The following is a 23,665-nucleotide window of genomic DNA, read 5'->3' as shown; positions in this document are numbered from 1 at the left end:
CCGCCCTCGGCATACCCGTCACCGAAGCCATAGGATGAGTCCGTCCGGGGAAAGGGGAAATCCGGCCCAGCCGTGATTTGCTCAACAGAGTCCCCGTTTGTGCTACACGCCGAGGGCATGCGGAACCGGCATTGGCGAGAGCGTTGATGAACACGGAGCACATTCTTGCTCGCGGACGAGAGTGGGCGCGGCGGGTGAAGCAGGACATCGTCGCCCTATGGATCGCAGCGGGCGATCCCCGGACGCCATGGAGGGCGAAGGCGGCGGCCGCGCTGGTGGCGGGATACGCCCTTTCGCCGATCGACCTGATCCCGGACTTCATCCCGGTGCTCGGCTATCTCGACGACGCGATCCTGCTGCCGCTCGGCGTCATGCTGGCGATCCGGCTGATCCCCGGGCGGCTAATGGATGAGTTCCGGGTCGAGGCCGGGCGGCGCGTCGAGCGGCCGGTGAGCCGCCGCGGGATGGTCGTCGTCATCGCCATCTGGCTCGCGGCATTCGGCTGCGCCCTCTGGTGACTGTCGTCGCCATAGCCGCTCATTGCGCGGATAACCGTCGCTATCGCGGTGCGCTTCCTTGCAGTCGCGCCTGCGATCCGCGCCAGCGCCTCCGGAAGATCGCCGGCGTGCGGCCTCGCCGTCCCGCTCACCACCCCCGGCGGCCTTTGTGAGCCTTCGCGCCGCCGTGAGCGTCCCGACCCCCGCTGTCTCCTTCGTGGGCCGATCAGAATGCCGCGCCCCGACTTCAGCCGGAACTGAGGGCGAGGGTCGGACCACCGTGCGGACATCGCGGGTTCGAGAGGCGCGGGAGGTCGGCGCCCAGTCCCGCCACGCTCGCCGTCCACAGATGGACGAAGCGCGCCTGTCCCGTAGCGCCGACCCCGCTTTCGCTACCGGCTCTCGACGAGTTCGCCGTAGGCGCCGCGCACCTTGAGCGCGACGGTCACGGCGGTGTCGTCGCGGTTGCGCCAGAACCAGCCATGCTCGCCGTCGAACTCCGCGAGGATGGCGCCCTCGGAGCCCGTGGAGCCGCGGCCCTTCTCGTAGGTGATCGACTGGCCGGCGCCGTGGCCGTGCAGGTCGAAGTTCACCCGGCCGCCCTCGACGATCACGCGGTACTCCGCCGACTGGCCCCTGGTCATCAGCAGCTTCCACTCCGCCGATTCACCCGGCGCGAGCGTGAAGGTGATCTCGTCCCGCCACGGCTCCGCCGTCTGGGCGTGCGCCGCGCCGACGAAAAGGCCGAAGACCCCGTCGAGCAGGCTGGAGGAAGGCCCGCCGCCGCCGTGCAGCCGCTCGTCCTGCTCGGCCTCCTCGGCGAGTTCCTGCTTGATCTCTCCCATCTCGGCAAGGCCGAGCACGCGGCCCACCCCGGTCGGGTCGATCCCGTATTCGGCCGGAAGCACGACCGTCACGAGGATCGCCAGGGCCGCGACCGCCGCGATGACGGTCGACCGGATCAGCTACGCCGAGCTCGGCAGCTCTTCGAGGCTGGGTTCCTCTGCGTTGAACATCCGTGTCTCCACTTTCTCAGGCGGCCACGAAGTAGCCGGCGATCTGGTAGCCCACGAGAACGAAGCCCATGGACATCATGACGACGTTGGCGGTGTAGGCCTGCCTGAAGAAGGCCGGCGATTTCCGCCAGAAGCCCATGACGATGAGGATGACCGCCAGCGCGAGGATCTGGCCGATCTCGACGCCGACGTTGAAGGCGAGCAGGTTGGGCAGCAGCCCGTCCTCGGCGATCTGGTAGTCGAGGATCTTGGTCGCCAGCCCGGTCCCGTGGAACAGCCCGAAGATCAGGGTTGCGGCCTTCGTGTTCGGCTGGACCCCGAACCAGCGCTGGTAGGCGCCCAGGTTGTCGAGCGCCTTGTAGACGACCGAGAGGCCGATGATCGCGTCGACGATGTAGGCGTTGACGCCCCAGCCGAACCAGACGCCCGCCAGCATCGTCACCGAATGGCCGATGGCGAAGATGCTGACATAGATGGCGACGTCCTTCATCCGGTAGAGGAAGAAGACGACGCCCAGAAGGAACAGGATATGGTCGTATCCCGTCACCATGTGCTTGGCGCCGAGATACATGAAGGGGATGATGTGCACCCCCCAGATTTCCTGGATGTAGCCGGCGTCACCCGGAGTGACGGCATGGGCGAGCGCCTGCGCTGCGCTCGAGGCGCAGAGCGCCAGCGCCGCAAGCGGCAGGGCCGCCGCGCGGCGCAACGCCGGCGCGTGCAGGCCCCTTGAGCTCGATGTCATGGAAAGGTCTCCGCTCGTGCTGTGAATGATCGGTGAACCCACGCGGCGTGCGCGGGGCGCCGATCAGGCGCGCGGAGGTCGTTCGATCCTGAAGGTCCAATGGGCGCCGCCGGGCGAGGCCTTCAACCGCCACGCATCCCGATAGACCGACGCCGAGTGGTTTCTGTCGCCAGGGACCGCAAGCGCCTGCCCGTGATCGTGGTCGGCCGCGTCGTGGCCGTGGCCGTGCATCGCCCAGGTGAGGTCTTCCTCGAAGCCATGCGAATGCCCGTGCTCGGCGATCAGCTCAAGGTGGCCTTCAATCGTCTCGAATGACGTAGGCGCATGGCTCATGGCCGGCGTGACGGACCAGATCACCAGCGACAGGCAGAGAAGCGTCGCAGACGCCCGCCTTCCGAATGTCGCCAGAGGTGTCATCAGTTCCTTGTCCGTCCGCTCGTTCGCGCTCGCGGCCCGCAGAGGCGCCGTCTTGTCATATCCCCCCCGGGGGGATATCCGTCTTCTATGGCGAAGGCTCATGTCCATGCAAGTCATCCCGCCGTGATCGCCCGGCTGAAACGCGCCGACGGCCATCTGCGCGCGGTGATCGCGATGATCGAGGCGGGCAAGCCTTGCCTCGATGTCGCGCAGCAGTTGCAGGCGGTGGAGAAGGCGGTGGCGAACGCCAAGCGCGCGCTCATCCACGACCATGTGGACCATTGCCTCGACGCCGACCATTCCCCCGCGGACCGCGACGCGCTGAAGGCCATCGCCCGCTACCTTTGAGAGCGACCATGCTGGAGATCCTCGCCGACCGCACCTATCGCCATCTTTTTCTCGCGCAGGTCGCAGCGCTGCTCGGGACCGGCCTCGCGACGGTCGCGCTCGGGCTCCTTGCCTTCGATCTGGCCGGCGACGGCGCATCGATGGTGCTGGGCGCGGTTTTCACCATCAGGATGGTCGCCTATGTCGGCGTCGCCCCGATCGCCGGGGCCTTCGCCCCCCAATGTGAACCGTCGCGCGCTGCTGGTGGGTCTTGACGTCATCCGCGCCGGCGCGGCGCTCTGCCTGCCTTTCGTCACCGAGATCTGGCAGATCTACCTCCTGATCTTCGTGCTGCAATCGGCCTCGGCCGCCTTCACGCCGACCTTCCAGGCGACGATCCCGGACGTGCTGCCCGACGAGGCGCGCTACACCCGCGCGCTCTCGCTGTCGCGGCTGGCCTATGATCTGGAGCACATCGTCAGCCCGACGCTGGCGGCGCTGCTGCTGGCGGCGATGAGCTACAATTCCCTGTTTCTCGGCACGGTGGCGGGCTTCGCCGCCTCGGCGCTGCTGGTCGTGTCCGTGCTGCTGCCCAGCCCGAAGGCGACTGAGCCGCGGGGCGTCTATGATCGCACCACGCGGGGCGTCCGCATCTACCTCGCCGCGCCGCGCCTGCGCGGGCTGCTGGCGCTGAACCTCGCCGCCGCTGCGGTGGGCGCGATGGTGCTTCTCAACTCGGTAGTGATTGTGCGCGGCAGGCTGGCGCTGCCCGACAGCGCGCTGGCCTTGACGATGTTCGCCTTCGGCGCGGGCTCGATGCTGGCCGCGCTGGCGCTGCCCGAGGTGCTCGACCGCATTCCGGATCGGCCGGTGATGGTTGGCGGCGCCGCGCTCATGGTGCTGACATTGCTCGCGCTGGCCGGAGAGATCGCCGCCCTTGGCCTCGCATGGCCCGCCCTCCTCGGCGCATGGCTGGTGGTCGGCCTGGGCTACTCGGCGGTGCTGACGCCGTCCGGCCGCCTTCTGCGCCGCTCGGCGCATGCCGAGGACCGGCCTGCGCTCTTCGCGGCGCAGTTCGCGCTCAGCCACGCCTGCTGGCTCGTCACCTATCCGCTCTCGGGCTGGCTGATGACGTGGTTCGGGCCGGTCGCCGCGCTCGGGCGCCTCGCCGTGCTGGCGGCCGCCGGCGCGCTGGCGGCGCTGCGGCTCTGGCCATCCGACGCCCTCGAGATTCTGGAGCACACCCACGAAAACCTGCCGCTCGATCATCCCCACCTCAAGGGCGAGCGCCGACACGCGCATTCGTTCGTCGTCGACGACCAGCACCCCCGCTGGGCCTCGCAGCTCTGAGCGGCGGGGACGCGTCAGCACTCTAGGCGGACACGCTCAAGCCGAAAGCGCATGCATGTCGCGAAAATCCTCGGCGTTCCGCCATGCGCGACAGATCACTCGGCCGCGTGAAGCGCGTCGTCTCTGCCCTCGGGCCGCTGCGGCAGCCAGTGGAGGATGTCCTCGAACCGGATCGGGCCCTTCGCTAGGCCGAGGCGCATGGCCTTGGCCTCCATGCCGTTCGCGGCCGACATGAACCTTGTGCGGACGCGGAAGAGGTCGATGAGCTGGACGAAGCGCCCAGGGTCGTCGGCGTGATACGGTCGGCGAAGGCTGTCGGGCGCCCGACAGCGCAGACGGAGCAATCCGCCGCGCCGGTCGTGCAGGGTGTGGAGATGATCCTCCGCATGAACGCTGCGGCCGTGAGGGGCGCAGGTGGCGCCCGGACAACTCGGTTCGAGATGCGCCTCGAGATGCGCGGATGTTCGGCCGAGTTCGGCGCCGACTACCCTGTTGCTATTGAGGCGGAACTACTCATTTGAAAACGACCACCAATACTAGGATCGCCCCTTATAATATAAGCATGGTTCAATCTATGTGAATTTTTCATCAGGGAATTTTATTCTGAAAATATTACAATAAAAATGTTCCATATTGGTTTTGCGGTAGTCGGGTTGACGAGGACCGGCCACCGAAGCGTTCTTCGGCGTGTCTGGCTGTAAATGTTGGCCTTAAGCGATTTTGACGAAAAGCAATGCCGTCAGTGACTGGTCATGAACCACCAACTAGCCCAACGGCTGGCGCAGTGACCTGCCCCCCCGCTTCGGACCTTGATCACCGGCGAGGCGGACTTTCTTATCTGCAAGCCCATCGAATGGCCGGGCCGCCGGCAGCCTCGACGATGGCTTGAGGTAAGGAACGTCCTCCAGTCCGTCGAAACTGCCCAGCGCCCTGAGACGGAGAACGGCGCGAAGCCGCGAATCCATCAGGTGGTCGTGCAGTCGCGCGGTCGCCACGTCCACCTCGCCGCGAGCGAGAGCTTGGACTATCCCGAGGTGCTCCTCGATGAACGGCTCGGTCTCGAAGAGTTCAGCCGTGGCGCGGTAGAGGAAACGGTGCGCGATCAGGAGGGACTGCGGCTGTCGGATCGCCTCGAGAAGGGTGTTGTTGGCGCAGAACGACAGAAGATCGACGTGGAGATCCTGTTCCAGCCCGTCGAGCGCGGCGCCGTCAGCACATCCCGCGGCGGCCTCCTCCAGCCGCCGGATCGACGTCTCAACAAGGCCCGGCGGCAGCGATGACCCGATCTCGCGAAGCGCCGCCGGTTCGAGAAGCGCGCGCAGCCTGTAGAGCTCGTCAACGCGCTGCGGGCTCAAGCCCGGAGCGACCCACCTTCCCCCGTCCATCCGGACGAGACCTCGGCCCTGGAGTCGGGCGAGGACGTCGCGCGCGACGGTGCGGCTGACGCCGAAGGTGCGGGCCAGCGCCGTTTCCGGAACCTGCCAGCTTCCGAAGGCCATCCGCGCGGTGATCGCGTCCTCGACTTCGGCGTGGATCGCCTCCCAGGCGTGGCGGGCCCCGATGTCCCTGTCGCCCCGCCGCGCATCCGCCTCGCCGTCGTCATGCGTCTCCGCCGCGGGGAGGTCGCTGCGGACGGAGTGGCCGCGCGCGGGCGCATAGTCCAGCCAGCCGTCCTGCGAGAGGCGGGCGAGCGCAAGCCGGACCGGCGCCCGGGACACGCCGAACCGCTCGGCCAGCTGCGTCTCCACCATGTGCCGTCCGGGGGGGTGAACGCCGCCCGCTATCTCGGCTGCGAGGATGTCCGCGATCCTCGCGTGCAGCCTGCCTCCGGTCGTCTCCGAGTCGTTCCGTTGCATGCCGTCCATTCGATGACCCGACGCCTCCGCTTGAACGCCTTCCCGAACATGGTTGCAAGTCCGAACCAGATTGTCTAATGCATACACTATATGGTCGAGTGGATGCACAAGACACTTTTGAGATGGCGATGCGACTGAAGGGAAAGAGGGCGATCGTGACGGGCGCGGGGCAGGGCATCGGCCGCGCCATCGCGCTGGCCTATGCCGCCGAGGGCGCCGGCGTCCTCGCCATCGGCCGCAGCGCTGCGAAGCTCGCAGACCTTCCGGAGCTCGCGCCCGCGATCCGGTGCATGGCGCTCGACGTCACCGATCCGCAGGCGGAGAACACGCTGTCGGCGGAACCTGCGGACATCCTCGTGAACTGCGCGGGGCTCGTCGTCGCGGGCGGCGTGATCGGCAGCCGCGACGCCGACTGGGAGGAGAGCTGGCGGGTCAATGTCCTGGCGCCCATGCGCCTGATCCGCGCCGTGCTGCCGGGGATGATCGCGCGGGGCGGCGGCGCGATCGTCAACGTCGCCTCGGTCGCCTCCAGCATCACCGGCGTCAACGACCGCGCGGCCTATGGAACCTCCAAGGCGGCGCTGATCGGGCTCACCAAGGCGGTGGCGCGCGAGCATGTCGGCGACGGCGTCCGCTGCAACGCGCTCTGCCCCGGCACGACCGACACGCCCTCGCTTGGGGCCCGGATCGCCGCGACGCCCGATCCGGGCGCGACGCGGGCGGCCTTCGTCGCGCGGCAGGCGATGGGGCGGCTCGGCCGCCCCGAGGAGATGGCCGAGGCCGCCGTGTTCCTCGCCTCGGACGCGGCGGCCTTCATGACCGGCCAGCTTCTGGTGATCGACGGAGGGCAGACGCTGTGAACCCCCTGCCGCCGCCCGGCCTCCTCAACGTCATGCCCGACAGGCTGTCGACCTTCTGCCTCGCCGTGCTGCGGGCGGCAGGCGCCGACGCTGCTTCGGCCGAGGCCTGCCAGGCGTCCGTCATGCACGGCAGCCTCCACGGCGTGGACAGCCACGGCGTGCGCCTGCTGCCCCATTACGTCGAAGGCCTGCGCGGCGGCCGTCTGAACGGCGCGCCGCGGCTGCGGTTCGAGCGCAGGGCGGCGGCCGCCGGGATCATGCACGGCGACCATGCGCAGGGCGCCCTGCCGACCTACGCTGCGGCCGAGGAGGCCTGCGCGATGGCGGTCGAGGCCGGGGTCGGCGCGGTCGGCATCCGAGACAGCAGCCATTTCGGCCCGGCCGGGGCCTATGCGATCCGGATCGCCGAACGCGGCAAGGTCGGGCTCGTCTTCGGCAATTCCGACGCCTTCGTGCGCCTCCACGAGGGCGCGGCTCGGTTCCACGGTACGAACCCGATCGCGATGGCGGCGCCCGCGCCCGGCGGCGACCCGTGGCTGTTCGACATGGCGACAAGCGCCATTCCGTTCAACCGGGTCCTCCTCTGCGCCTCGACCGGCCGACCCCTGCCCGAGGCCGTCGCCTCGGACGTCGCGGGGCGGGACACGCATGCGCCCGAGGCGGTCGAGATGCTCGCGCCGCTTGGCGGGGCGTTCGGCTACAAGGGCGCCGGGCTTGCGGGCATGGCGGAGATCCTCGCGGCGGTCCTGACCGGCGGCGGGCTCAGCCGCGATCTGCTTGCGATGGGCGGCCCGGACTTCTCGACCCCCCGCGGGCTCGGCGCCTTCGTGCTGGCGCTCGACCCCGCCGCCTTCGTGGGCGCCGAGGCGATGGCCCGGGCGATCGCGCGCTACCTCGTCGCGCTCCGCGCCTCGCCCGCCGTCGAGGGCGGCCGGGTGATGGCGCCGGGCGACCGCGAATGGGCCGAGCGCGACCGGCGGAACCGGCAGGGCGTCCCGCTCGACCCCGACACCGCGGCGGCCTTCCGGCGGCTCGCGGGCGAGACCGGCGCCGCCCTGCCCTTCGACGACTGAAAACCGCCCGGGGCCGCGGATGGCGGATCCCGGAACAAGCACAGGGAGGAAAAACCATGACGACGACACGAACGCTCAAGGCCCTTCTCGGCGGCGCGGCGGCTGCGTTCCTTCTCGCCTCGCCCGCGGCGGCGCAGGACTTCACGTTGCGCTTCAATCACGTCCTCGGCCCGGCGGAGCCGTTCCACGAGGGCTTCCTCGCCTGGGCGGAGCGGGTGAGGGAGCGCACCGGCGGCAGGCTGGAGATCGATGTGTTCCACTCCGCCCAGCTCGGCGTCGAGGAGGACATCATCGAGCAGATCCGGCAGGGCGCGAACATCGGGCAGAACACGGACTCGGCGCGGCTCGGAACCTATGTCCCGAGCATCGCGGTGGTGAACGGACCCTATCTTGTCGCCGACAAGCAAGAGGCGTTCTCGCTGACGGACAGCCCGACGATGCAGGGCTGGCTCGATGAACTCGCCGCCGACCACGGCATCCGCGTCGTATGCTTCGACTGGGTGCAGGGCGAGCGCAACTTCTTCACCAACACGCCGATCCGCACGCCCGAGGACCTGGCCGGGCAGCGCATCCGCACGCCCCCGGCGCCGATCTGGCAGGAATCGATCCGCGCGCTCGGGGCCGAGCCCGTGGCGATGGCCTTCGGCGACGTCTACTCGGGCCTCCAGAACCGGGCGATCGACGGGGCGGAACTCGTTTACTCCAACATCACCGCGCGGAACATGAACGAGGTGCTGGAATACGCCAACGAGACCCGGCACATCCTGCTCGTCAACTTCCAGATCGTGAGCGAGCAGTGGTTCCAGGGCCTTCCCGAGGACATCCGGGGCGTGCTGGTCGAGGAATGCCGTGCGGCGGGGCAGGCGACATCGAACCGCATCGCCGACGTGCAGGAGGCCGCCAAGCGGCAGCTCGTGGCCGCCGGCATGACGGTGGTCGAGGACATCGACATGGAGGCGTTCCGCGCCGCGGGCCTGAAAGCCTTCGAGGTGCTCGGACTAGGCGAGGCGGCGGCGCAGATCCGCGGCGAACTCGCGAACTGACGCCCGCCGCGACATCATGGCGAGGGGCTCCGTGCGTCAGCCGGGGCCTCCGACCACGAAAGGGCAGGACATGGACGGCATGACGGGCAGGTTGCGGCGGGCCGAGGTATGGCTCGCGGGCGCCTTCGTGATCGCCATGGTCGCGATGATCTTCACGGGCGGCGCCGCGCGGCTCATGCGGACGCCGATCAACGCCACCATCGACTTCGCCACCTGCTTCTTCGCCTGGGCCACATTCCTGTCGGCCGACGTGGCCTGGCGCCGCAACCGGCTGACCGCCCTCAGGCTGGTTCCCGACCGCCTGCCGCCCGCGGCGCGCTGGCGGCTCGACCTCGCGAACCACGCCGTCGTCCTCGCGATCCTGGGCTACGGCGTCGTGGCGGGGAGCTGGCTCGCGTGGATCAGCCGGACCCGCACCTTCCAGGGAATGCCCGAGATCTCCTATTCCTGGGTCACCGCAGCGCTTCCCGTCGGCTGCGCGCTGATGATCCTCACCACGCTGGGCAAAATCCGCGACCACTGGCGCGCGCGTCCAAGGGCGCAGACATGATCCTCGTCATCGCCGCCTTCGCGCTGTTCCTGCTCATGGGGATGCCCGTGGCCTTCGCCATCGCGGGGGCGGCGGCGATGTTCTTCCTCCAGAACCCCGACCTGCCCTACACGATCCCTGCGCAGCAGACGATCACCCAGACCCAGAACTTCGCGCTTCTGGCGGTGCCGTTGTTCATCCTCGCCGGCAACCTGATGAACCACACCGGCCTCACCCGGCGGTTGCTCGGCCTCGCCACGACGCTGCTGGGCCACATGCGGGGCGGGCTCGCGCAGGCCTCGCTCGCGCTGTCGGCGATGATGGGGGGCGTTTCGGGATCAGCCATCGCGGACGCCTCGATGCAGGCGCGGATGCTGGGGGGCGAGATGATGGCCCGCGGCGTCTCGCGCGGGTTCACCGCCGCGGTCCTGTCCTTCGGGTCGATCCTGACGCCGGTCATCCCGCCGGGGATCGGGATGATCCTCTACGGCACGATCGGGCAGGTCTCGATCGGACGGCTCTTCGCGGCCGGCATCCTGCCGGCGCTCCTGCTCTGGGGCGCGCTCGCCGTGGCGGTCGCGGTCTCCGCGCGCCGGAACGGCTGGCCGCCCGAGCGCGCCGCCCGCGCCCCCCGGCGCGAGGTGATCGGGGCGATCGGCGCGGGGCTCTGGGCGATCCTTTTCCCGGTGATCCTGCTCGTGGGCCTGCGGTCAGGCTTCTTCACACCCTCCGAGATCGGCGCGCTGGCGGTGGTCTACGCGCTGATCATCGGGATCGTGGTGTACCGCGAGCTCACGCGCGGCGGCTTCGGCGCGGCGATGTCGGACACGGTCGCCGATATCGGAGCCGTCATGCTGCTGATCGCCGTATCGGCCCCGCTCAGCTACGTCATGGTGCTGGAGCGGACGCCCGAAACGATCGCGGGCCTGATCGTCGGCCTGCCGGGCGGGCTCGAAGCGGTGATGGTCGCGGTCGCGCTCGCCGTCATCCTCGCGGGCTTCGTGATCGACGCGACAGTGCTCATCATCATGCTGACGCCGATCCTCCTGCCGCTGATCCGGTCGCTTGGCGGCGATCCCGTGCATTTCGGCATCGTCTTCATCATCGCCGCCACGATCGGCAACTTCACCCCGCCCGTCGGCGCGGCGATGTATTCCGTCTGCTCGATCCTCAACTGCGGCGTCCCGGCCTACAGCAGGGCGGCGGCGCCGCTGTTTCTGGCGGTGATGCTCGTCGTGCTCGCCCTCGTGTTCCTGCCGGACCTCGTTCTCTTCCTGCCCCGCGCGCTGATATGATCCGTGCGGAAGGTTCCCTCGACCCCGACCGCGGGGGCGCGCTCGCGCGGCCGCGTTTTCGATGGTGCGGGATCGTGACCTGATCCGGTCGTCCTTTCGAGGCCTGTCGCGACCCGACGGGAACAGGCGGCGATCGGACGACAAAGTGGCTCGCGCATCCAGACGGCCATCTCCCCGGGCGACACAGGCCCGGGGCGCGCCCGACCGCTTCCGCTGCGTCCGCCGGGGCGATGGATGCGAGCGTCCGGCGGTCGTCGCGGCCGATCAGCCGCGTGCGGGCGGGCTCCGGTTCTCGGGGACGTCGCAGCCCCTTTCGGGGTACGGAGATGAAAGCATGTCAAGCCGATCGGAACCATGGGGTGCCCGCGGTGTCCGACCGTCCGCTTCAGGGCGCGGCCGCGACCACCGGCACATCATGCGAGGCAGGGACGCCGGGGGCCGAGGCGTCAGTCGATGACCGCCTCGGGCGGTCGGCGGAGCGAGCGCGGCGTCGGCGGCGCCCGCCCCACGCGGAAGACGAGGTTCGGCCGCATCGCGCCGAGGTCGAGGAGCGAGACAAGATCGGCGCGCATCGCCGGCTCCTCGACGGCCTGGTTCACGAAGGCGTTGCGGAGGCCCATGGCGGTCGCGCGGAGCGCCATCCGCTGATAGGCGCGCCCCGCCGCGATCCAGCCGGCGGGGTCGTCCGACGGAGCGACCAGCGTGAACACGCCGGCGGAGGAGCGGATGTGGCGGGCGTACCTGTCGTTCTCGGCCTCGGTCCGGAAGAAGGCGTCGAACAGAAGCCGCCCGACCGCTTCGGGCGCAGTCGGATTGCCGGAGGCGGCGGCGTAGAGGCCGTCGCCCGTTCGGGCGGCGTGCGCGCCGTTGAAGCGAACCCATTCCCTGAGTTCGGCCACGAAGGCAGGGTTGGCCATCTGCCGCGTGTTGCCGGCGATCACGAGATCGAGGATCGGCTCGGTCGCCGCTCCCTCGCGCCAGATCGCCGCCACGCCGTGTACGTCCGCTTCGGCGGCCAGGGCGTGCACCTCTCCGGACGTCAGGCCCGCGCCGTCATACACGCTCCGGGTGCATTGGCGTTCGGGGATCGCGGCGAAGAGCGCGCCTTCCTCCGGCGCGGCGGGTCGGAGCGCCATCGCCAGGCCCTCCGGTCCGGCCGTGACGACCTCTCCGGACAGGCCGCGGGCGCGGGCCGCGATGGCGAGCGTCTCGGCGGCGCAGCCAAGGCTGGCGTAAAGGTGATGGTCGTCAGGATCGACGACCGGCGTCCGGCGGGAGAAGTCGGGCGCGATGGCGAGACCGTCGGCCCTCTCCGAGAACCGCCAGGGCTGGGTGTTGTGCCCGTTCGCGCCAAGCGTGGCGAAGCGGACGAGGTCGGACGTTTCGGGCCGGGGCGGAAGGGGCGACGTCAGGCGATCGGCCGCAGCGACGTAGGGCGCCGAGAGGCCACGCCACCAGAGGCCTGCGCCGATGGCCGCCGCGCCCGCTACGGCGGCGCCGATGAAGATTCGTCTGTCGGTCGTCATGCGCCGACAATGGCCGATTCGGCGCCGGCGCGCCTTGATCCGGATCGGCCTCAGTGTCCCGCCGCCGGTGAACGCCGGGAGCCCATGGCTTCCGGCGCCGGACGCCGCGCCTCGGCCCGCTACACCGGCGTTGAGATCGTGGATCGTTTCAGGAACGGCCTGCCCCTGCGGCGAAAAGGGGACGGGGCGCTCCTTCACGCGCGCCCCGCCAGAGGGCGCGCATGCCGCGCGCGAACTGCGCCGAAGACATCCCCGATGTCGCGCGCCCGCCACGGGTCGTCCTTCATTGCCTCATGGACGCGGCCTTAATCCTCCAAGGCGCGCAGGCCCGCGCGGACGGGCTCGCCGACCGAGGCGCAGGCGCCGGAAGCAACGATGCGGTCAATGGCGGCCGAATGCTCCTCGGGCAGGCTGACGGTGCGCTTCTCGACGGCTGGCGTTGTCGACGCCTGCCGCCGAACGGTCCGATGACCGCACCCCCGCAAGACGCCGGCGCTGGGCGGCTCGTCCGGACGCATGAACGGTCGTCCGCACCGCAGCGGACGCCGACTTCGTGGATCTCCGCGGCGCCGACGCTTGCGACAAGGAGCCGCGGACCCCGCGGCGGCCGTCCGCAGCCGCGTCTGCAGGACCGCACCCGAGCGGGCGCCGAAGCCCGGGGAGGTCCGGACGATCCGCTTCGAACCTGGCGGCCGCGCCAGCCTGCGCGACCGCGCGCTCGTCGACCTGGCCATCGACGCGCCAAGCTGCGCTGCTTCGACCTTGCGAGGCTTTGCATCGGCGACCTGGTCTCCGGCGGTCAGAACCGCCGCCGGGCGACGGCGGCGCGGCGCGGGACCGGTCGGCCGGTGCAGTTCGAGCCGAGCGAGACCACGCGCGCGCCGGTCCGCAAGCTGCTGACGTTGCGAGCGTTTCGATCGAGGAACATGCGTTCGCCAACCTTCTGCATGACGGCGCCCCCATGATCGCGCGCCAATGCGGCCGGCTGGTCCGCGCGGGGGAGCGGTCGTGGCCGCGACGGTGCGGACTGCGGCGCGCGCTCGCCGCGGCGCACACCCTCCACAAGCGGACCGGCAACCTGCGCGCGGCGCGATCCTGCTCGGCGACACCCGCATCGAGAGCGCCCCGCGCCATCGCGGCGTCGACGTGGAGGCTGCGCCGGGGCTGTCCGAGGCGGTCGACATCCGATGAGCGCCGAGGCCCATGCGGCAGGCTGCCAAGGGCTTTCCGTGCATCCGCGCGGAGGGCGTCGCCCGCCGCGCCGGTCGGGACGTGCTGCATCGCAGTATATTCACACACTGACGTCGCGCGAACGGCTAGCCTGCTCATGGCTTGGAGGAGGCACGGGATGTTCTCTCTGAAAGGAACGACCGCCTTGGTCGTCGGCATCGCAAACGAACAGTCCATCGCCTACGGTTGCGCGCAGGCGTTGCGCGCGCAGGGCGCCGACCTCGCGATCACCTACCTCAACGACAAGGCCGAGCCCCATGTGCGGCCGCTCGCCGAAGCGCTCGGGGCCGAGATCATCATGCCGCTCGAGGTGCGGGACGCCGCGCAGATGGACGCGCTGTTCGCCGAGGTCGCAGCGCGCTGGGGCAAGCTCGACACGCTCGTGCACTCGATCGCCTTCTGCCCCAAGGACGACCTGCACGGCCGGGTGATCGACTGCTCCGCCGAGGGCTTCACGCTGGCGATGGACGTCTCGGTGCATTCCTTCCTGCGCATGATCCGCCGCGCCGAGCCGTTGATGAGCGAGGGCGGCGCCTGCATGACCGTCACCTTCTATGGTTCCGAGAAGGTGGTCGAGCACTACAATGTCATGGGGCCGGTCAAGGCCGCGCTCGAGTCGGTCACCCGCTACGCGGCGGCCGAACTCGGCGCCAAGGGCATCTCGGTGCATGCGCTCTCGCCCGGGCCGCTGAAGACCCGCGCGGCGTCGGGCATCGCCGAGTTCGACGCGCTGCTCGACGCCGCGGCCGCCCGCGCGCCCACCCATGCGCTCGCCACCATCGACGATGTCGGCGCCTACTGCGCCTTCCTCGCAAGCCGCGAGGCGAGGAACGTGACCGGCGGCGTTCACGCGATCGACGGCGGCTACAGCATCATCGGCTGAGGATACATCCCATGAACGTCGTGCAGTCTCCCCTCGACGCCGCCGCGCTTCTGAAGCTTCCGATGGACGGCGACCCGCGCACCGATCCCGGCCTCGCGCTGCAAGAGGCCACGCGGCTGATGGCGGAGGTCTCGGCGCAGTCCGACCTCATGCTGCGCGCCGCGTCGCGCCAGGGCGCAACCATCGCCGAAACGCATCAGGCGCGCCTTCAGGACACGCTGCAGCGCCTTGCTGGCGCAGCCGGCGCGCTGTCGCATGCATGGAGCGCCCAGGCCGGCGGCGGTGCGCTGGCGGCGGCATGGTCGGAGTATCTGCGCGACCGCGCCGAGCGCTTCGCGCTGACCGCGGACGCGCTGCGCGAGCGCGGCGAGATCTTCGTCGCCCACGAGGAAGCCGGCTGCCCGCCGGTGCTGATCTACGACTACGAAATTGCGATGGACGGCGCCGCGCTGCCGCGGCCGTGCAACTATCAGCTGCTGGCGATCACGCCGCCCCCGGGCGTCGCCCTCGACCCGACGAAGCGGCCCTATGTGATCATCGACCCGCGCGCGGGCCACGGCGCCGGCATCGGCGGCTTCAAGGCCGACAGCCAGGTGGGCGTCGCGCTGAAGCAGGGCCACCCGACCTATTTCGTGTCTTTCCGCCGCGATCCCGAGCCTGGCCAGACGCTGGCCGACGTGACCCGCGCCGAGGCCGAGTTCGTCCGCGAGGTGCAGCGCCGTCATCCGCAGGCGCCGAAGCCCGTGGTCATCGGCAACTGCCAGGGCGGCTGGGCGACGCTGCTGCTCGCCGCGACCAACCCCGACATCACCGGGCCGATCGTGCTGAACGGCGCGCCGGTCCAGCCCTGGGCGGGCGAGGTCGGGACGAACGTGATGCGCTACAACGCCGGCGTGATGGCCGGCGCCTGGGCGCCGATGTTCCTGTCCGACCTCGGCGGCGGCGTCTTCGACGGCGCCCATCTGGTCGAGAACTTCGAGAAGCTGAACCCCAGTCGCAGCTACTTCACTAAGTACTACGACCTTTTCTCAAAGATCGACAGCGAGCGCGGCCGCTTCCTCGAGTTCGAGCGCTGGTGGGGCGGCTTCTTCCGGCTGAACGAGTCGGAAATCCGCTGGATCGTCGAGCAGATCTTCGTCGGCAACCGGCTGGTGCGCGGCATGGCGCAGCTCGAGCCTGGCCGCACCGTTGACGTCAAGAACGTCCGCAGCCCGATCATCGTGTTCGCCAGCCACGGCGACAACATCACGCCGCCGCAGCAGGCGCTGGGCTGGATCGTCGGCAGCTACGCCGACGAGCAGGAGATCCGCATCCGGGGCCAGCGCATCGTCTACATGATGCACGAGGAGGTCGGTCATCTCGGCATCTTCGTCTCGGCCAAGATCGCGCAGAAGGAGCACACGCAGATGGCCTCCGTCATGGAGACCATCGAGGCGCTGCCGCCGGGCCTTTTCGAGATGCGCATCGAGAGCGCGACCGGCGAGGGCCAGGCGCGCAGCTTCACCGTGAGCTTCGCGGAGCGCCGCTTCGACGACCTGCGCAAGATCTGCGGCGAGGGCCGCGACGAGAACGCCTTCGCCGCGGTCGCCCGCGCCTCGGAACTGCAGGCGGAGCTCTACGCCACCTTCATGCGGCCGATGGTGCGCGCGATGGTGACGCCCGCCGCCGCCGAGCTCGCCCGGAGGATGCACCCGCTGCGGGTGCAGCGCGGCATGGCCGCGGCGCCGGGGCCGATGGGCGCGATGATGAAGATGATGGCGTCCGCGGTCGCCCGCGACCGCCAGCCCGCGGCGCAGGACAATCCCTTCGTCGCAGCCGAGAGCGCGGCCGCCGAGCTGCTGGAGCAGACGATCGACGTGGCGCGCGACCTGCGCGACATGCTCTACGAGCAGACCTTCTTCGCGCTATGGGGCGGGCCGCTCGCGCGGGCCTACGGCGCGAGCCACGCCCATGGCCGCACCCGCAAGCTGTCGGCCGAGCTGAAGGGCCTGCCGGAAGTGGTCTCGGCGGTCCAGCGCATCGAGGAGGGCGGCTTCGTCGAGGCGGTGATCCGCATGCTGGTGCTGCTGGCCGACAGCCGCGGCGACGTGCGCCGCGACCGGCTGGAGCGCTCGGCGGGCCTGATGGCCGGGGACGGACCCTTCGCCCAGCTTTCGCCCGAGCGCCGGGCGCTCGTGATCCGCGAGCAGTCGCTGATCGCGACCTTCGAGCGCGAGCGGGCGTTCGAGACGCTGCCGAAGCTGCTGCCCGACCCCGAGGATCGCGCGCTCGCCATGCGCGTGGCGCGCTATGTGCCCGGCCGCATCGACGAAATGGCCCCGGCGACCCTCGACGCGCTGCGGCGCATGGCGGCGATCCTGGAGCAGCCGCCCTTCACCGACGACGTGATCGAGAACCCGCTGCGCCCGGCGCTCCTGACGGGAGACGGCGCATGACCGAACTCGTCAATCACCCCTACGACTCGCTGGCGGTCGGCGAGACCGCCGAGCTGCGTCGGCTCTGCACGGCCGAGGATCTGATCGTCTTCGCCAACGCCTCCGGCAACCACAACCCGATGCACCTGCCGCAGCACGACCCCGACGGGGACGGCCGGTCGGACGCGGTCGCGCCGGGCATGTGGGTCGCCTCGCTGATCTCCGCGGTGCTCGGCAACATCCTGCCCGGCGCCGGCACGCTCTACCGCTCGCAGACGCTGATCTTCCATGACCGCGCGCAGGCCGGCGACGAGCTGATCGCGCGCGTCACCGTGCGCGAGAAGCTGCCCGAGGGCGTGGTGGCGCTCGAAACCGAGGTGAGCCGCGTCGCCGACGGCGCGACGCTGCTGACCGGTCGCGCCGAGGTGGTCGCGCCGCAGGCGCTCATCACTTTCCACGCCCATGAGCTGCCGGGGCTGGTGGTGCGAAGGCATCTGCATTTCGACGCGCTGCTCGAGCGGGTCGAGGGGCTGCCGCCGCTGCCCACCGCAGTCGTGGCGCCCGAGGAGGAGAACTCGCTCGGCGGCGCGCTGCTCGCGCGCCAGTGCAACATCATCGAGCCGATCCTGTTCGGCGATCGGGCGCTCATCGAGGCCGCTGCGGCGGCGCTCGGCGAAAGCCTAGACGGCGTTGCGATCGTCGACGTGGCGGGCCACGCGCGCGCGGCCAATGCGGCGGTCGACGCCGTTGCGTCGGGCCAGGCGCGCGCCCTGATGAAGGGCCATCTGCACACCGACGAACTGCTGCGCGCCGTGCTCCGCAAGGAGAACGGCCTGCGGACGGGCCGGCGGCTGACGCATGTCTTCGTCGTCGACATCCCCGGCGTCAGCCATCCGATGCTCGTCACCGACGCCGCGATCAACATCGCGCCGGACCTGCGCACCAAGGTCGACATCGTGCAGAACGCCATCGACCTCGCGATCTCGATCGGCATCGCCGTGCCCAAGGTCGGGGTGCTGTCGGCGGTCGAGACGGTGAACCCGGACATTCCGTCCTCGGTCGACGCCGCGCTGCTCTCGAAGATGAACGAGCGCGGCCAGATCACCGGCGGCGTGGTGGACGGGCCGCTCGCGATGGACAACGCGGTAAGCATCGCCGCCGCGCGCACCAAGGGCATAGGCGGCGCCGTGGCCGGCCACGCCGAGGTGCTGGTGGCGCCGAACCTCGACGCCGGCAACATGCTGGCCAAGCAGCTGACGTTCATCGGCGGCGCCGAGGCGGCGGGCGTGGTGCTGGGCGCGGCCTGCCCGATCATCCTGACCTCGCGGGCGGATGGCGAGAAGGCGCGGCTCGTCTCCTGCGCCGTGGCCGCGGCGCACTGGGCGCGGCTCGCCGGCGTCACGGCGGCGCCGGCCGCCCGCGCGGCGCAGTGAGGGGCGCGCAATGGCCGATCCCAGAGACTGCGTCCTGACCGTCAACGCCGGCTCGTCCTCGATCAAGTTCGGGCTGTTCGAGGCCGGCGCGGCGCCGGCCGCCCGCATGACGGGCCTTGTCGAGCGCATCGGCGACGGCCCGCGCATCAAGGCCGAGGACGGCGACGGCGCCAGCCTCGTGAAGCGCGACCTGACCGCCGCGGAAGGCGCCGACCACGTCTCGGCGCTGGCCACCGTGCTGGCGCTGCTGCGCGAGCGGTTCCCGGCGGCGCGGGTGATCGGCGTCGGCCACCGCGTCGTCCACGGCGGGGTCGCCTATGACCGGCCGATCCGGGTCGGCGCGGCGGAGATGGCCGAGCTGGAGCGGCTGTCGCCGTTCGCGCCGCTGCACCAGCCGCACAACCTCGCGGGCGTCCGTGCGGCCGCGGCGACCTTCCCCGACGCGCCGCAGATCGCGTGCTTCGACACCGCCTTCCACCGCGCGCACCCCTTCGTCAACGACGCCTTCGCGCTGCCGCGGGAATACTACGACAAGGGGGTGCGCCGTTACGGCTTCCACGGCCTCAGCTACGACTATGTGGCGGGCGAGCTGGCGCGAGTCGCCCCGCATCTGCACGCGGGCCGGGTGGTCGTCGCGCATCTGGGCAACGGCGCCTCGATGTGCGGCCTGCTTGGCGGTCGGTCGGTGGCGTCGACCATGGGCTTCAGCGCGCTCGACGGCCTGCCGATGGGCACCCGGTGCGGCCAGCTCGATCCGGGCGTGCTGCTCTACCTGATGCAGCAGGAGGGCATGGGGGCCGACGAGATCTCGGACCTGCTCTACCGCCGGTCGGGGCTTCTGGGCCTCTCGGGGCTCTCGAACGACATGCGCGAGCTGCTGGCCGCGCGAACCGACGCCGCGCGGCAGGCGGTGGACTATTTCGTGTTCCGGATCCGCCGGGAGCTTGGCGCGCTCGCCGCGGCGCTCGGCGGTCTCGACGCGCTCGTGTTCTGCGGCGGCATCGGCGAGAACGCGCACGAGATCCGCGCGCGGGTCTGCGATGGCATGGGCTGGATCGGCCTCGAGCTCGACGAGGGCGCCAACGCCGAGAATGCGCGCGTCATCAGCGCGGAGTTCAGCCGCGTGCGCGTGCTGCGCATCCCCACCAACGAGGAAATCGTGATCGCCCGCGCCGCCGTCGCCCTGATCGGCGGCGAGGCCCGGGCCGCAGCGGAGTGACCGGTGTGAAGAAGGCCCTGAAACCCGCCGAGGCCGCGGAGATGATCCCCGACGGCGCGGTGCTGCTGGTCGGCGGCTTCATGGGGGTGGGTTCGCCTCACCGCCTGATCGACGCGATCCTCACCCGCGGCCAGCGCGACCTGACCATCGTCAACAACGACACGGCGATGCCCGATCGGGGCGTCGGCCGCCTTGTCTGCGCGGGACTGGTGTCGAAGGTGATCACCTCGCACATCGGGCTGAACCCGGTGACGCAGCAGAAGATGATCGCCGGCGAGATCGATGTCGAGCTCGTGCCGCAGGGCACGCTGGTCGAGCGCATCCGGGCTGGCGGCGTGGGCCTTGGCGGCGTGCTGACCGCCACCGGCGTCGGTACGCTGGTGGCCGAGGGCAAGCAGACCATCGAGATCGATGGCGAGACCTTCCTGATCGAGAAGCCGATCCGGGGCGACTTCGCGCTGCTGGCGTGCGAGCGGGCGGACTACGTCGGCAACCTCGAGTACACGCTGACTGCGCACAACTTCAATCCGATCATGGCGCTGGCCGGCGAAACGGTGATCGCCGAGCCCCACCACATCGTGCCGCTCGGCATGATCCCGCCCGACGCGGTCAAGACGCCCGGCGTGCTGGTCGACCATCTGCTGGAGAGGGCGCACTGATGGACGCGAAGGAAATCATCGCCCGCCGCGTCGCGCGCGAGGTGCGTCCCGGCTCTCTGGTCAATCTCGGCATCGGCCTGCCGAGCCTGGTCGCCAACCATCTGCCGCAGGGCGTGAACGTGTTCTTCCAGGCCGAGAACGGCGTCATCGGCCTTGGCGCCCGGCCGCCCGAGGGCATGGAGGACGAGAACCTGACCGACGCCGGCGGCGGCTTCGTGACCGCCGTGCCGGGCGCGGCCAGCATCGACAGCGCCATGAGCTTCGGCCTGATCCGCGGCGGCCACCTCGACATGACGGTGCTCGGCGGCCTGCAGGTCGACGCGCGCGGCTACCTCGCCAACTGGATGGTGCCGGGCAGGATGGTGCCCGGCATGGGCGGCGCGATGGACCTCGTGGCCGGGGCGCGGCGGGTTCTGGTGGCGATGGTCCACACCGCGAGGGGCGAGTCGAAGATCGTTCCGGAATGCACCCTGCCGCTGACGGCGACGCGGCGCGTCAGCCTGATCGTGACCGAACTGGCCGTGATCGAGCCTACCGATGCGGGGCTCTTGCTGCGCGAAAGGGGGCCGGGCGTCGATGTCGAGACGATCCGCGCCGCGACCGCCGCGCAGCTGATCACGCCCGAAGACGCGCCGGAGATGGTCCTTGCCTGACGCCGGCCACGCTTCCGCCGGACACGCTTCGGCCGCGCCGCGCGCCGTCGACGTGGTGCGGCTGATGTCCGCGCTCGCCTTCGCCGCGAAGGCCCACGCCAACCAGCGCCGCAAGGGCGCGGCGCAGGAACCCTACGTCAACCACCTGATCGAGGTGGCCGCCATGGTCGCCGAGGTCACCGGCGGGGCCGACGAGGACGCGCTGCTCGCCGCGATCCTGCATGACGTGGTCGAGGATACGCCGGCGACGCTTGACGAGCTCGCGGACGCCTTCGGCGCGGAGGTCGCGCGGGTCGTGGCCGAGAACTCCGACGACATGACGCTGCCCAAGGACGAGCGCCGCCGCGCGCGCATCGCGGCGGCGCCGGGCAAGTCGCCGCGGGGGCGGCTGGTCAAGACCGCCGACCTCATCTCGAACCTGCGCGCCATGGCGTCCTCGCCGCCGGCGGGTTGGCCGACCGATCGCAAGCTCGGCTACCTCGATGGCTGCAGGGCGCTGATGGACGCCGCCCGCGGCCCGAACCCGGCGATCGAGAGCCTGTTCGACGAGGCCGCCGCGGCCTGCGAACGCGCGATCCGCGAGGACCATGCCGCGGACGTCGAAGGCCGCGCGCGCGCGATCGCGCAGCTCGACGCGGCCGCCGGCCAGCCGGTGCACCTGATCTACCTCGCCAACACCGAGCGGCGGGCGCTGGGACCGGTCGATGTCGACCGTTTCTGCGACCGCATCGCGCGCACCTTCCCGTCGGCCGTGATTCAGCAGGCCGAGTCGATCTACGAGGGCGCGCGCCGGCCGATCCTGATGGCGCGCATCCGGACCGACTCGACCGAGGCGATCATGGCGCTGGCGCAGCGCCTCTGCCTCGACTTCGACCAGCGCTTCGTCGGCGTCGAGGTCGGCGGCCGCTACGTGCGGGTCTATGCCGACGACACCGGCTGAAAGGAAGTCCGGATGACCGACCGCAGGACCGCCATCGTGACCGGCTCGACCAGCGGGATCGGGCATGGCGTCGCCAGCAACGCGATCTGCCCCGGCCATGCGCTGCCGCCGCTGGTGGAGAAGCGGATCCCCGGCACCGCCACGGCCCGCGGCATCACCGGGCAAGCGGTGGCGCGCGACGCGCCGCTGGCCGCCCGGCCGACCAGGAGGTTCGTCGAGGTCGACCGGCTCGGCGCCCTGGCCGTCCTTCTCCGCTCCGACGCCGCCGCCCAGATCACCGGAACCGCGATCCCCGTCGACGGCGGCTGGACCGCCCATTGAGGACCACGACCATGACCATCGAGACCGTTGGCGTCGTCGGCGCCGGCGCCATGGGCAACGGCATCGCCCAGACTTTCGCCATGGCGGGCTTTCCCGTCGTGATGCAGGATCTCAGCGACGCCGCCCTCGCGCGCGGCCGCGCCACCATCGAGAAGAGCCTCGAGCGGCTGGTCAAGCGCGACAAGATCGCCACCGACGCCGCCGAGGCCGCGCTTGGCCGGCTCGAGACGGCGACGGACCCCGGCGCCCTCGCCGGCCGCGACCTCGTCGTTGAGGCCATCGTCGAGAAGTTCGAGGTGAAGGCCGGGCTGCTCGGGAAGCTCGACGACATCTGCGGCGAGGCGACGATCTTCGCCACCAACACCTCGTCGATCTCGCTCACCCGCCTCGCCGCCGCCTCGTCGCGGCCGGGCCGCGTGATCGGCATGCACTTCTTCAACCCCGTGCCGCTGATGCAGTTGGTCGAGATCATCCGGGCGCTGCAGACCGAGGACGCGGTCTGCGACGCGATCACCGAGCTTACCCGCGCCGTCGGCAAGACCCCGCGCGTCAGCAAGGACAGCTACGGCTTCGTGGTGAACCGGGTGCTGGCGCCGATGATCAACGAGGCGATCAACTGCGTCTACGAGGGGCTCGCCAGCCCCGAGGACGTCGACGAGATGATGAAGCTCGGCGCCAACCACCCGATGGGACCGCTCTCGCTGGGCGACCTGATCGGCCTCGACGTGGTGCTGAACATCATGGAGACGCTCTACGGCGGCTTCGACGACCCGAAGTACCGGCCCAGCCCGCTTCTGAAGCAGATGGTGGACGCGGGCTATCTGGGTCGCAAGTCGGGCCGCGGCTTCTTCCGGTACGGCTGAGGGCCCGACGATGTTCGTATCAATCCGTCGCTACAGGGGCGTCGCGTCGGCAGGGGCGCTGCTGCGCGCCATCGAGGCGGAGTTCGCGCCGAGGCTCCGGGCGCAACCCGGCTTTGTGGCCTACTACGCGCTTGACGAGGGCGACGGCGCCTTCACCACCGTCAGCGTCTTCTCGACCGCCGCCATGGCCGCCGACACCGACGCGATCGCGGCGGCCTGGCTGCGCGAGCAGTCGCCGGCGGACCCGCCGGTTCCGGTCGAGACCGCCGCGGGCAGGCTGGCCGTCGCCCTGCCGCCCGTTCGCGGCTGATCGGTGATGAAACCGCGCAACCCGAGACGCTCGGCCCGGCACATCAAGACGGTCAACCTCGCACTGCAGGGCGGCGGGGCGCATGGCGCCTTCACCTGGGGCGTGCTGGACGACTCTGTTGAGCAAATCACGGCTGGGCCGGATTTCCCCTTTCCCCGGACGGACTCATCCTATGGCTTCGGTGACGGGTATGCCGAGGGCGGTGA

At 70.5% G+C, this 23,665-nt stretch carries 23 protein-coding genes and 3 pseudogenes; 20 read left to right on the top strand and 6 right to left on the bottom strand.

The genetic code is table 11. The features are described from left to right. Positions 1-161: 161 nt before the first annotated feature. Positions 162-518 (top strand): annotated as a pseudogene (locus BLW43_RS24470) (YkvA family protein); the annotation flags it as partial. A 371-nt stretch (positions 519-889) separates the two neighbouring features. On the opposite strand, the gene BLW43_RS21160 reads toward BLW43_RS24470, so the two are convergent. From BLW43_RS21160 to BLW43_RS21150, 3 genes are all read right to left on the bottom strand, one after another. Continuing rightward, positions 890-1,414: a transmembrane anchor protein gene (locus BLW43_RS21160; protein ID WP_425441198.1), complete on the bottom strand. Its 525-nt coding sequence runs from the start codon at positions 1,412-1,414 to the stop codon at positions 890-892. A gap of 115 nt (positions 1,415-1,529) precedes the next feature. Continuing rightward, complete coding sequence (locus tag BLW43_RS21155) at positions 1,530-2,258, bottom strand: HupE/UreJ family protein (RefSeq protein ID WP_093256532.1); 729 nt, start codon at positions 2,256-2,258, stop codon at positions 1,530-1,532. 63 nt (positions 2,259-2,321) lie between these two features. Then, positions 2,322-2,783 (bottom strand): hypothetical protein, encoded by a 462-nt coding sequence (locus BLW43_RS21150; RefSeq protein WP_139284182.1) that lies wholly within the window; start codon positions 2,781-2,783, stop codon positions 2,322-2,324. On the opposite strand from BLW43_RS21150, the gene BLW43_RS21145 reads away from it, so the two are divergent. Beyond that, on the top strand, positions 2,763-3,023 hold the full coding sequence (locus BLW43_RS21145) for a metal-sensing transcriptional repressor (RefSeq protein ID WP_093256529.1): 261 nt from the start codon (positions 2,763-2,765) through the stop codon (positions 3,021-3,023). The two genes, BLW43_RS21150 and BLW43_RS21145, sit on opposite strands and share 21 nt — an antisense overlap. An 8-nt stretch (positions 3,024-3,031) precedes the next feature. After that, positions 3,032-4,352, top strand: a pseudogene (locus tag BLW43_RS21140) (MFS transporter). A 95-nt stretch (positions 4,353-4,447) separates the two neighbouring features. Here BLW43_RS21140 and BLW43_RS23775 read toward each other — a convergent pair. After that, on the bottom strand, positions 4,448-4,585 hold the full coding sequence (locus BLW43_RS23775; protein ID WP_175479043.1) for a hypothetical protein: 138 nt from the start codon (positions 4,583-4,585) through the stop codon (positions 4,448-4,450). A gap of 531 nt (positions 4,586-5,116) precedes the next feature. Beyond that, positions 5,117-6,208 carry a GntR family transcriptional regulator gene (locus BLW43_RS24465; protein ID WP_281243594.1) on the bottom strand — a complete coding sequence of 364 codons (1,092 nt, stop codon included), beginning with the start codon at positions 6,206-6,208 and terminating at the stop codon, positions 5,117-5,119. Positions 6,209-6,330: 122 nt separating this feature from the next. Between BLW43_RS24465 and BLW43_RS21125 the strand changes: the two genes are divergently transcribed. The 5 genes from BLW43_RS21125 to BLW43_RS21105 all read left to right on the top strand — a co-directional run bounded on the left by BLW43_RS21125 (position 6,331) and on the right by BLW43_RS21105 (position 11,008). Continuing rightward, the gene (locus BLW43_RS21125; RefSeq protein ID WP_093256523.1) at positions 6,331-7,068 is read left to right on the top strand and encodes an SDR family oxidoreductase; all 738 of its coding nucleotides are present in this window, start codon (positions 6,331-6,333) and stop codon (positions 7,066-7,068) included. Continuing rightward, on the top strand, positions 7,065-8,141 hold the full coding sequence (locus tag BLW43_RS21120; RefSeq protein WP_245731160.1) for an Ldh family oxidoreductase: 1,077 nt from the start codon (positions 7,065-7,067) through the stop codon (positions 8,139-8,141). The genes BLW43_RS21125 and BLW43_RS21120 overlap by 4 nt, the downstream gene beginning before the upstream one ends. Positions 8,142-8,197: 56 nt before the next feature. Then, positions 8,198-9,184, top strand: a complete 987-nt coding sequence (locus tag BLW43_RS21115; protein ID WP_093256522.1) for a C4-dicarboxylate TRAP transporter substrate-binding protein — start codon at positions 8,198-8,200, stop codon at positions 9,182-9,184. A gap of 70 nt (positions 9,185-9,254) precedes the next feature. Beyond that, the gene (locus tag BLW43_RS21110; RefSeq protein WP_093256520.1) at positions 9,255-9,734 is read left to right on the top strand and encodes a TRAP transporter small permease; all 480 of its coding nucleotides are present in this window, start codon (positions 9,255-9,257) and stop codon (positions 9,732-9,734) included. Continuing rightward, positions 9,731-11,008: a TRAP transporter large permease gene (locus tag BLW43_RS21105; protein WP_093256519.1), complete on the top strand. Its 1,278-nt coding sequence runs from the start codon at positions 9,731-9,733 to the stop codon at positions 11,006-11,008. The genes BLW43_RS21110 and BLW43_RS21105 overlap by 4 nt, the downstream gene beginning before the upstream one ends. Positions 11,009-11,454: 446 nt before the next feature. On the opposite strand, the gene BLW43_RS21100 is transcribed toward BLW43_RS21105, so the two are convergent. Continuing rightward, entirely contained in the window at positions 11,455-12,534 is a 1,080-nt protein-coding gene (locus BLW43_RS21100) for an Acg family FMN-binding oxidoreductase (RefSeq protein ID WP_093256518.1), read from the bottom strand. Between the two features lie 1,008 nt (positions 12,535-13,542). Between BLW43_RS21100 and BLW43_RS23770 the strand changes: the two genes are divergently transcribed. The 12 genes and pseudogenes from BLW43_RS23770 to BLW43_RS24105 all read left to right on the top strand — a co-directional run. After that, positions 13,543-13,725 (top strand): hypothetical protein, encoded by a 183-nt coding sequence (locus BLW43_RS23770; RefSeq protein WP_175479042.1) that lies wholly within the window; start codon positions 13,543-13,545, stop codon positions 13,723-13,725. Positions 13,726-13,882: 157 nt separating this feature from the next. Further along, complete coding sequence (gene fabI / locus BLW43_RS21090) at positions 13,883-14,647, top strand: enoyl-ACP reductase FabI (protein ID WP_093256516.1); 765 nt, start codon at positions 13,883-13,885, stop codon at positions 14,645-14,647. An 11-nt stretch (positions 14,648-14,658) separates the two neighbouring features. After that, positions 14,659-17,082, top strand: coding sequence for an alpha/beta fold hydrolase (locus tag BLW43_RS21085; RefSeq protein WP_245731159.1), 2,424 nt, complete (start codon positions 14,659-14,661; stop codon positions 17,080-17,082). Then, positions 17,079-18,494 carry a bifunctional enoyl-CoA hydratase/phosphate acetyltransferase gene (locus BLW43_RS21080; protein ID WP_093256515.1) on the top strand — a complete coding sequence of 472 codons (1,416 nt, stop codon included), beginning with the start codon at positions 17,079-17,081 and terminating at the stop codon, positions 18,492-18,494. Before BLW43_RS21085 ends, BLW43_RS21080 begins: the two co-directional genes overlap by 4 nt. Positions 18,495-18,504: 10 nt before the next feature. Next, complete coding sequence (locus BLW43_RS21075; RefSeq protein ID WP_093256513.1) at positions 18,505-19,713, top strand: acetate/propionate family kinase; 1,209 nt, start codon at positions 18,505-18,507, stop codon at positions 19,711-19,713. A gap of 5 nt (positions 19,714-19,718) precedes the next feature. Beyond that, positions 19,719-20,372 (top strand): 3-oxoacid CoA-transferase subunit A, encoded by a 654-nt coding sequence (locus tag BLW43_RS21070; protein ID WP_093256511.1) that lies wholly within the window; start codon positions 19,719-19,721, stop codon positions 20,370-20,372. Then, entirely contained in the window at positions 20,372-21,025 is a 654-nt protein-coding gene (locus BLW43_RS21065; protein ID WP_093256510.1) for a 3-oxoacid CoA-transferase subunit B, read from the top strand. The genes BLW43_RS21070 and BLW43_RS21065 overlap by 1 nt, the downstream gene beginning before the upstream one ends. After that, positions 21,018-21,965, top strand: coding sequence for an HD domain-containing protein (locus BLW43_RS21060; protein ID WP_217632274.1), 948 nt, complete (start codon positions 21,018-21,020; stop codon positions 21,963-21,965). The genes BLW43_RS21065 and BLW43_RS21060 overlap by 8 nt, the downstream gene beginning before the upstream one ends. Before the next feature lie 12 nt (positions 21,966-21,977). Then, complete coding sequence (locus BLW43_RS21055) at positions 21,978-22,286, top strand: SDR family oxidoreductase (protein ID WP_093256508.1); 309 nt, start codon at positions 21,978-21,980, stop codon at positions 22,284-22,286. 11 nt (positions 22,287-22,297) lie between these two features. Further along, positions 22,298-23,149, top strand: coding sequence for a 3-hydroxybutyryl-CoA dehydrogenase (locus BLW43_RS21050; protein WP_093256506.1), 852 nt, complete (start codon positions 22,298-22,300; stop codon positions 23,147-23,149). Between the two features lie 10 nt (positions 23,150-23,159). Continuing rightward, the gene (locus tag BLW43_RS21045) at positions 23,160-23,459 is read left to right on the top strand and encodes a hypothetical protein (protein WP_093256504.1); all 300 of its coding nucleotides are present in this window, start codon (positions 23,160-23,162) and stop codon (positions 23,457-23,459) included. A gap of 6 nt (positions 23,460-23,465) precedes the next feature. Then, positions 23,466-23,665, top strand: a pseudogene (locus BLW43_RS24105) (hypothetical protein); the annotation flags it as partial.

The sequence above is a fragment of the Rubrimonas cliftonensis genome, from assembly GCF_900107585.1.
GTDB lineage: Bacteria > Pseudomonadota > Alphaproteobacteria > Rhodobacterales > Rhodobacteraceae > Rubrimonas > Rubrimonas cliftonensis.
The sequence above is the reverse complement of the archived record's forward strand: the minus strand, read 5'-3'. Positions and strand labels throughout refer to the sequence as shown.

Excerpts from the sequence above, each read along its gene's own strand:
- BLW43_RS21065 (WP_093256510.1), top strand. The coding sequence starts at position 20,372 with ATGGACGCGAAGGAAATCATCGCCCGCCGCGTCGCGCGCGAGGTGCGT.
- BLW43_RS21145 (WP_093256529.1), top strand. The coding sequence starts at position 2,763 with ATGGCGAAGGCTCATGTCCATGCAAGTCATCCCGCCGTGATCGCCCGG.
- BLW43_RS21100 (WP_093256518.1), bottom strand. The coding sequence starts at position 12,534 with ATGACGACCGACAGACGAATCTTCATCGGCGCCGCCGTAGCGGGCGCG.
- BLW43_RS21105 (WP_093256519.1), top strand. The coding sequence starts at position 9,731 with ATGATCCTCGTCATCGCCGCCTTCGCGCTGTTCCTGCTCATGGGGATG.
- BLW43_RS21055 (WP_093256508.1), top strand. The coding sequence starts at position 21,978 with ATGACCGACCGCAGGACCGCCATCGTGACCGGCTCGACCAGCGGGATC.
- fabI (WP_093256516.1), top strand. The coding sequence starts at position 13,883 with ATGTTCTCTCTGAAAGGAACGACCGCCTTGGTCGTCGGCATCGCAAAC.
- BLW43_RS21050 (WP_093256506.1), top strand. The coding sequence starts at position 22,298 with ATGACCATCGAGACCGTTGGCGTCGTCGGCGCCGGCGCCATGGGCAAC.
- BLW43_RS21155 (WP_093256532.1), bottom strand. The coding sequence starts at position 2,258 with ATGACATCGAGCTCAAGGGGCCTGCACGCGCCGGCGTTGCGCCGCGCG.
- BLW43_RS21085 (WP_245731159.1), top strand. The coding sequence starts at position 14,659 with ATGAACGTCGTGCAGTCTCCCCTCGACGCCGCCGCGCTTCTGAAGCTT.
- BLW43_RS21150 (WP_139284182.1), bottom strand. The coding sequence starts at position 2,783 with ATGGACATGAGCCTTCGCCATAGAAGACGGATATCCCCCCGGGGGGGA.
- BLW43_RS21115 (WP_093256522.1), top strand. The coding sequence starts at position 8,198 with ATGACGACGACACGAACGCTCAAGGCCCTTCTCGGCGGCGCGGCGGCT.
- BLW43_RS24465 (WP_281243594.1), bottom strand. The coding sequence starts at position 6,208 with ATGCAACGGAACGACTCGGAGACGACCGGAGGCAGGCTGCACGCGAGG.
- BLW43_RS21080 (WP_093256515.1), top strand. The coding sequence starts at position 17,079 with ATGACCGAACTCGTCAATCACCCCTACGACTCGCTGGCGGTCGGCGAG.
- BLW43_RS21125 (WP_093256523.1), top strand. The coding sequence starts at position 6,331 with ATGGCGATGCGACTGAAGGGAAAGAGGGCGATCGTGACGGGCGCGGGG.
- BLW43_RS23775 (WP_175479043.1), bottom strand. The coding sequence starts at position 4,585 with ATGTCGGCCGCGAACGGCATGGAGGCCAAGGCCATGCGCCTCGGCCTA.
- BLW43_RS21075 (WP_093256513.1), top strand. The coding sequence starts at position 18,505 with ATGGCCGATCCCAGAGACTGCGTCCTGACCGTCAACGCCGGCTCGTCC.
- BLW43_RS21110 (WP_093256520.1), top strand. The coding sequence starts at position 9,255 with ATGGACGGCATGACGGGCAGGTTGCGGCGGGCCGAGGTATGGCTCGCG.
- BLW43_RS21045 (WP_093256504.1), top strand. The coding sequence starts at position 23,160 with ATGTTCGTATCAATCCGTCGCTACAGGGGCGTCGCGTCGGCAGGGGCG.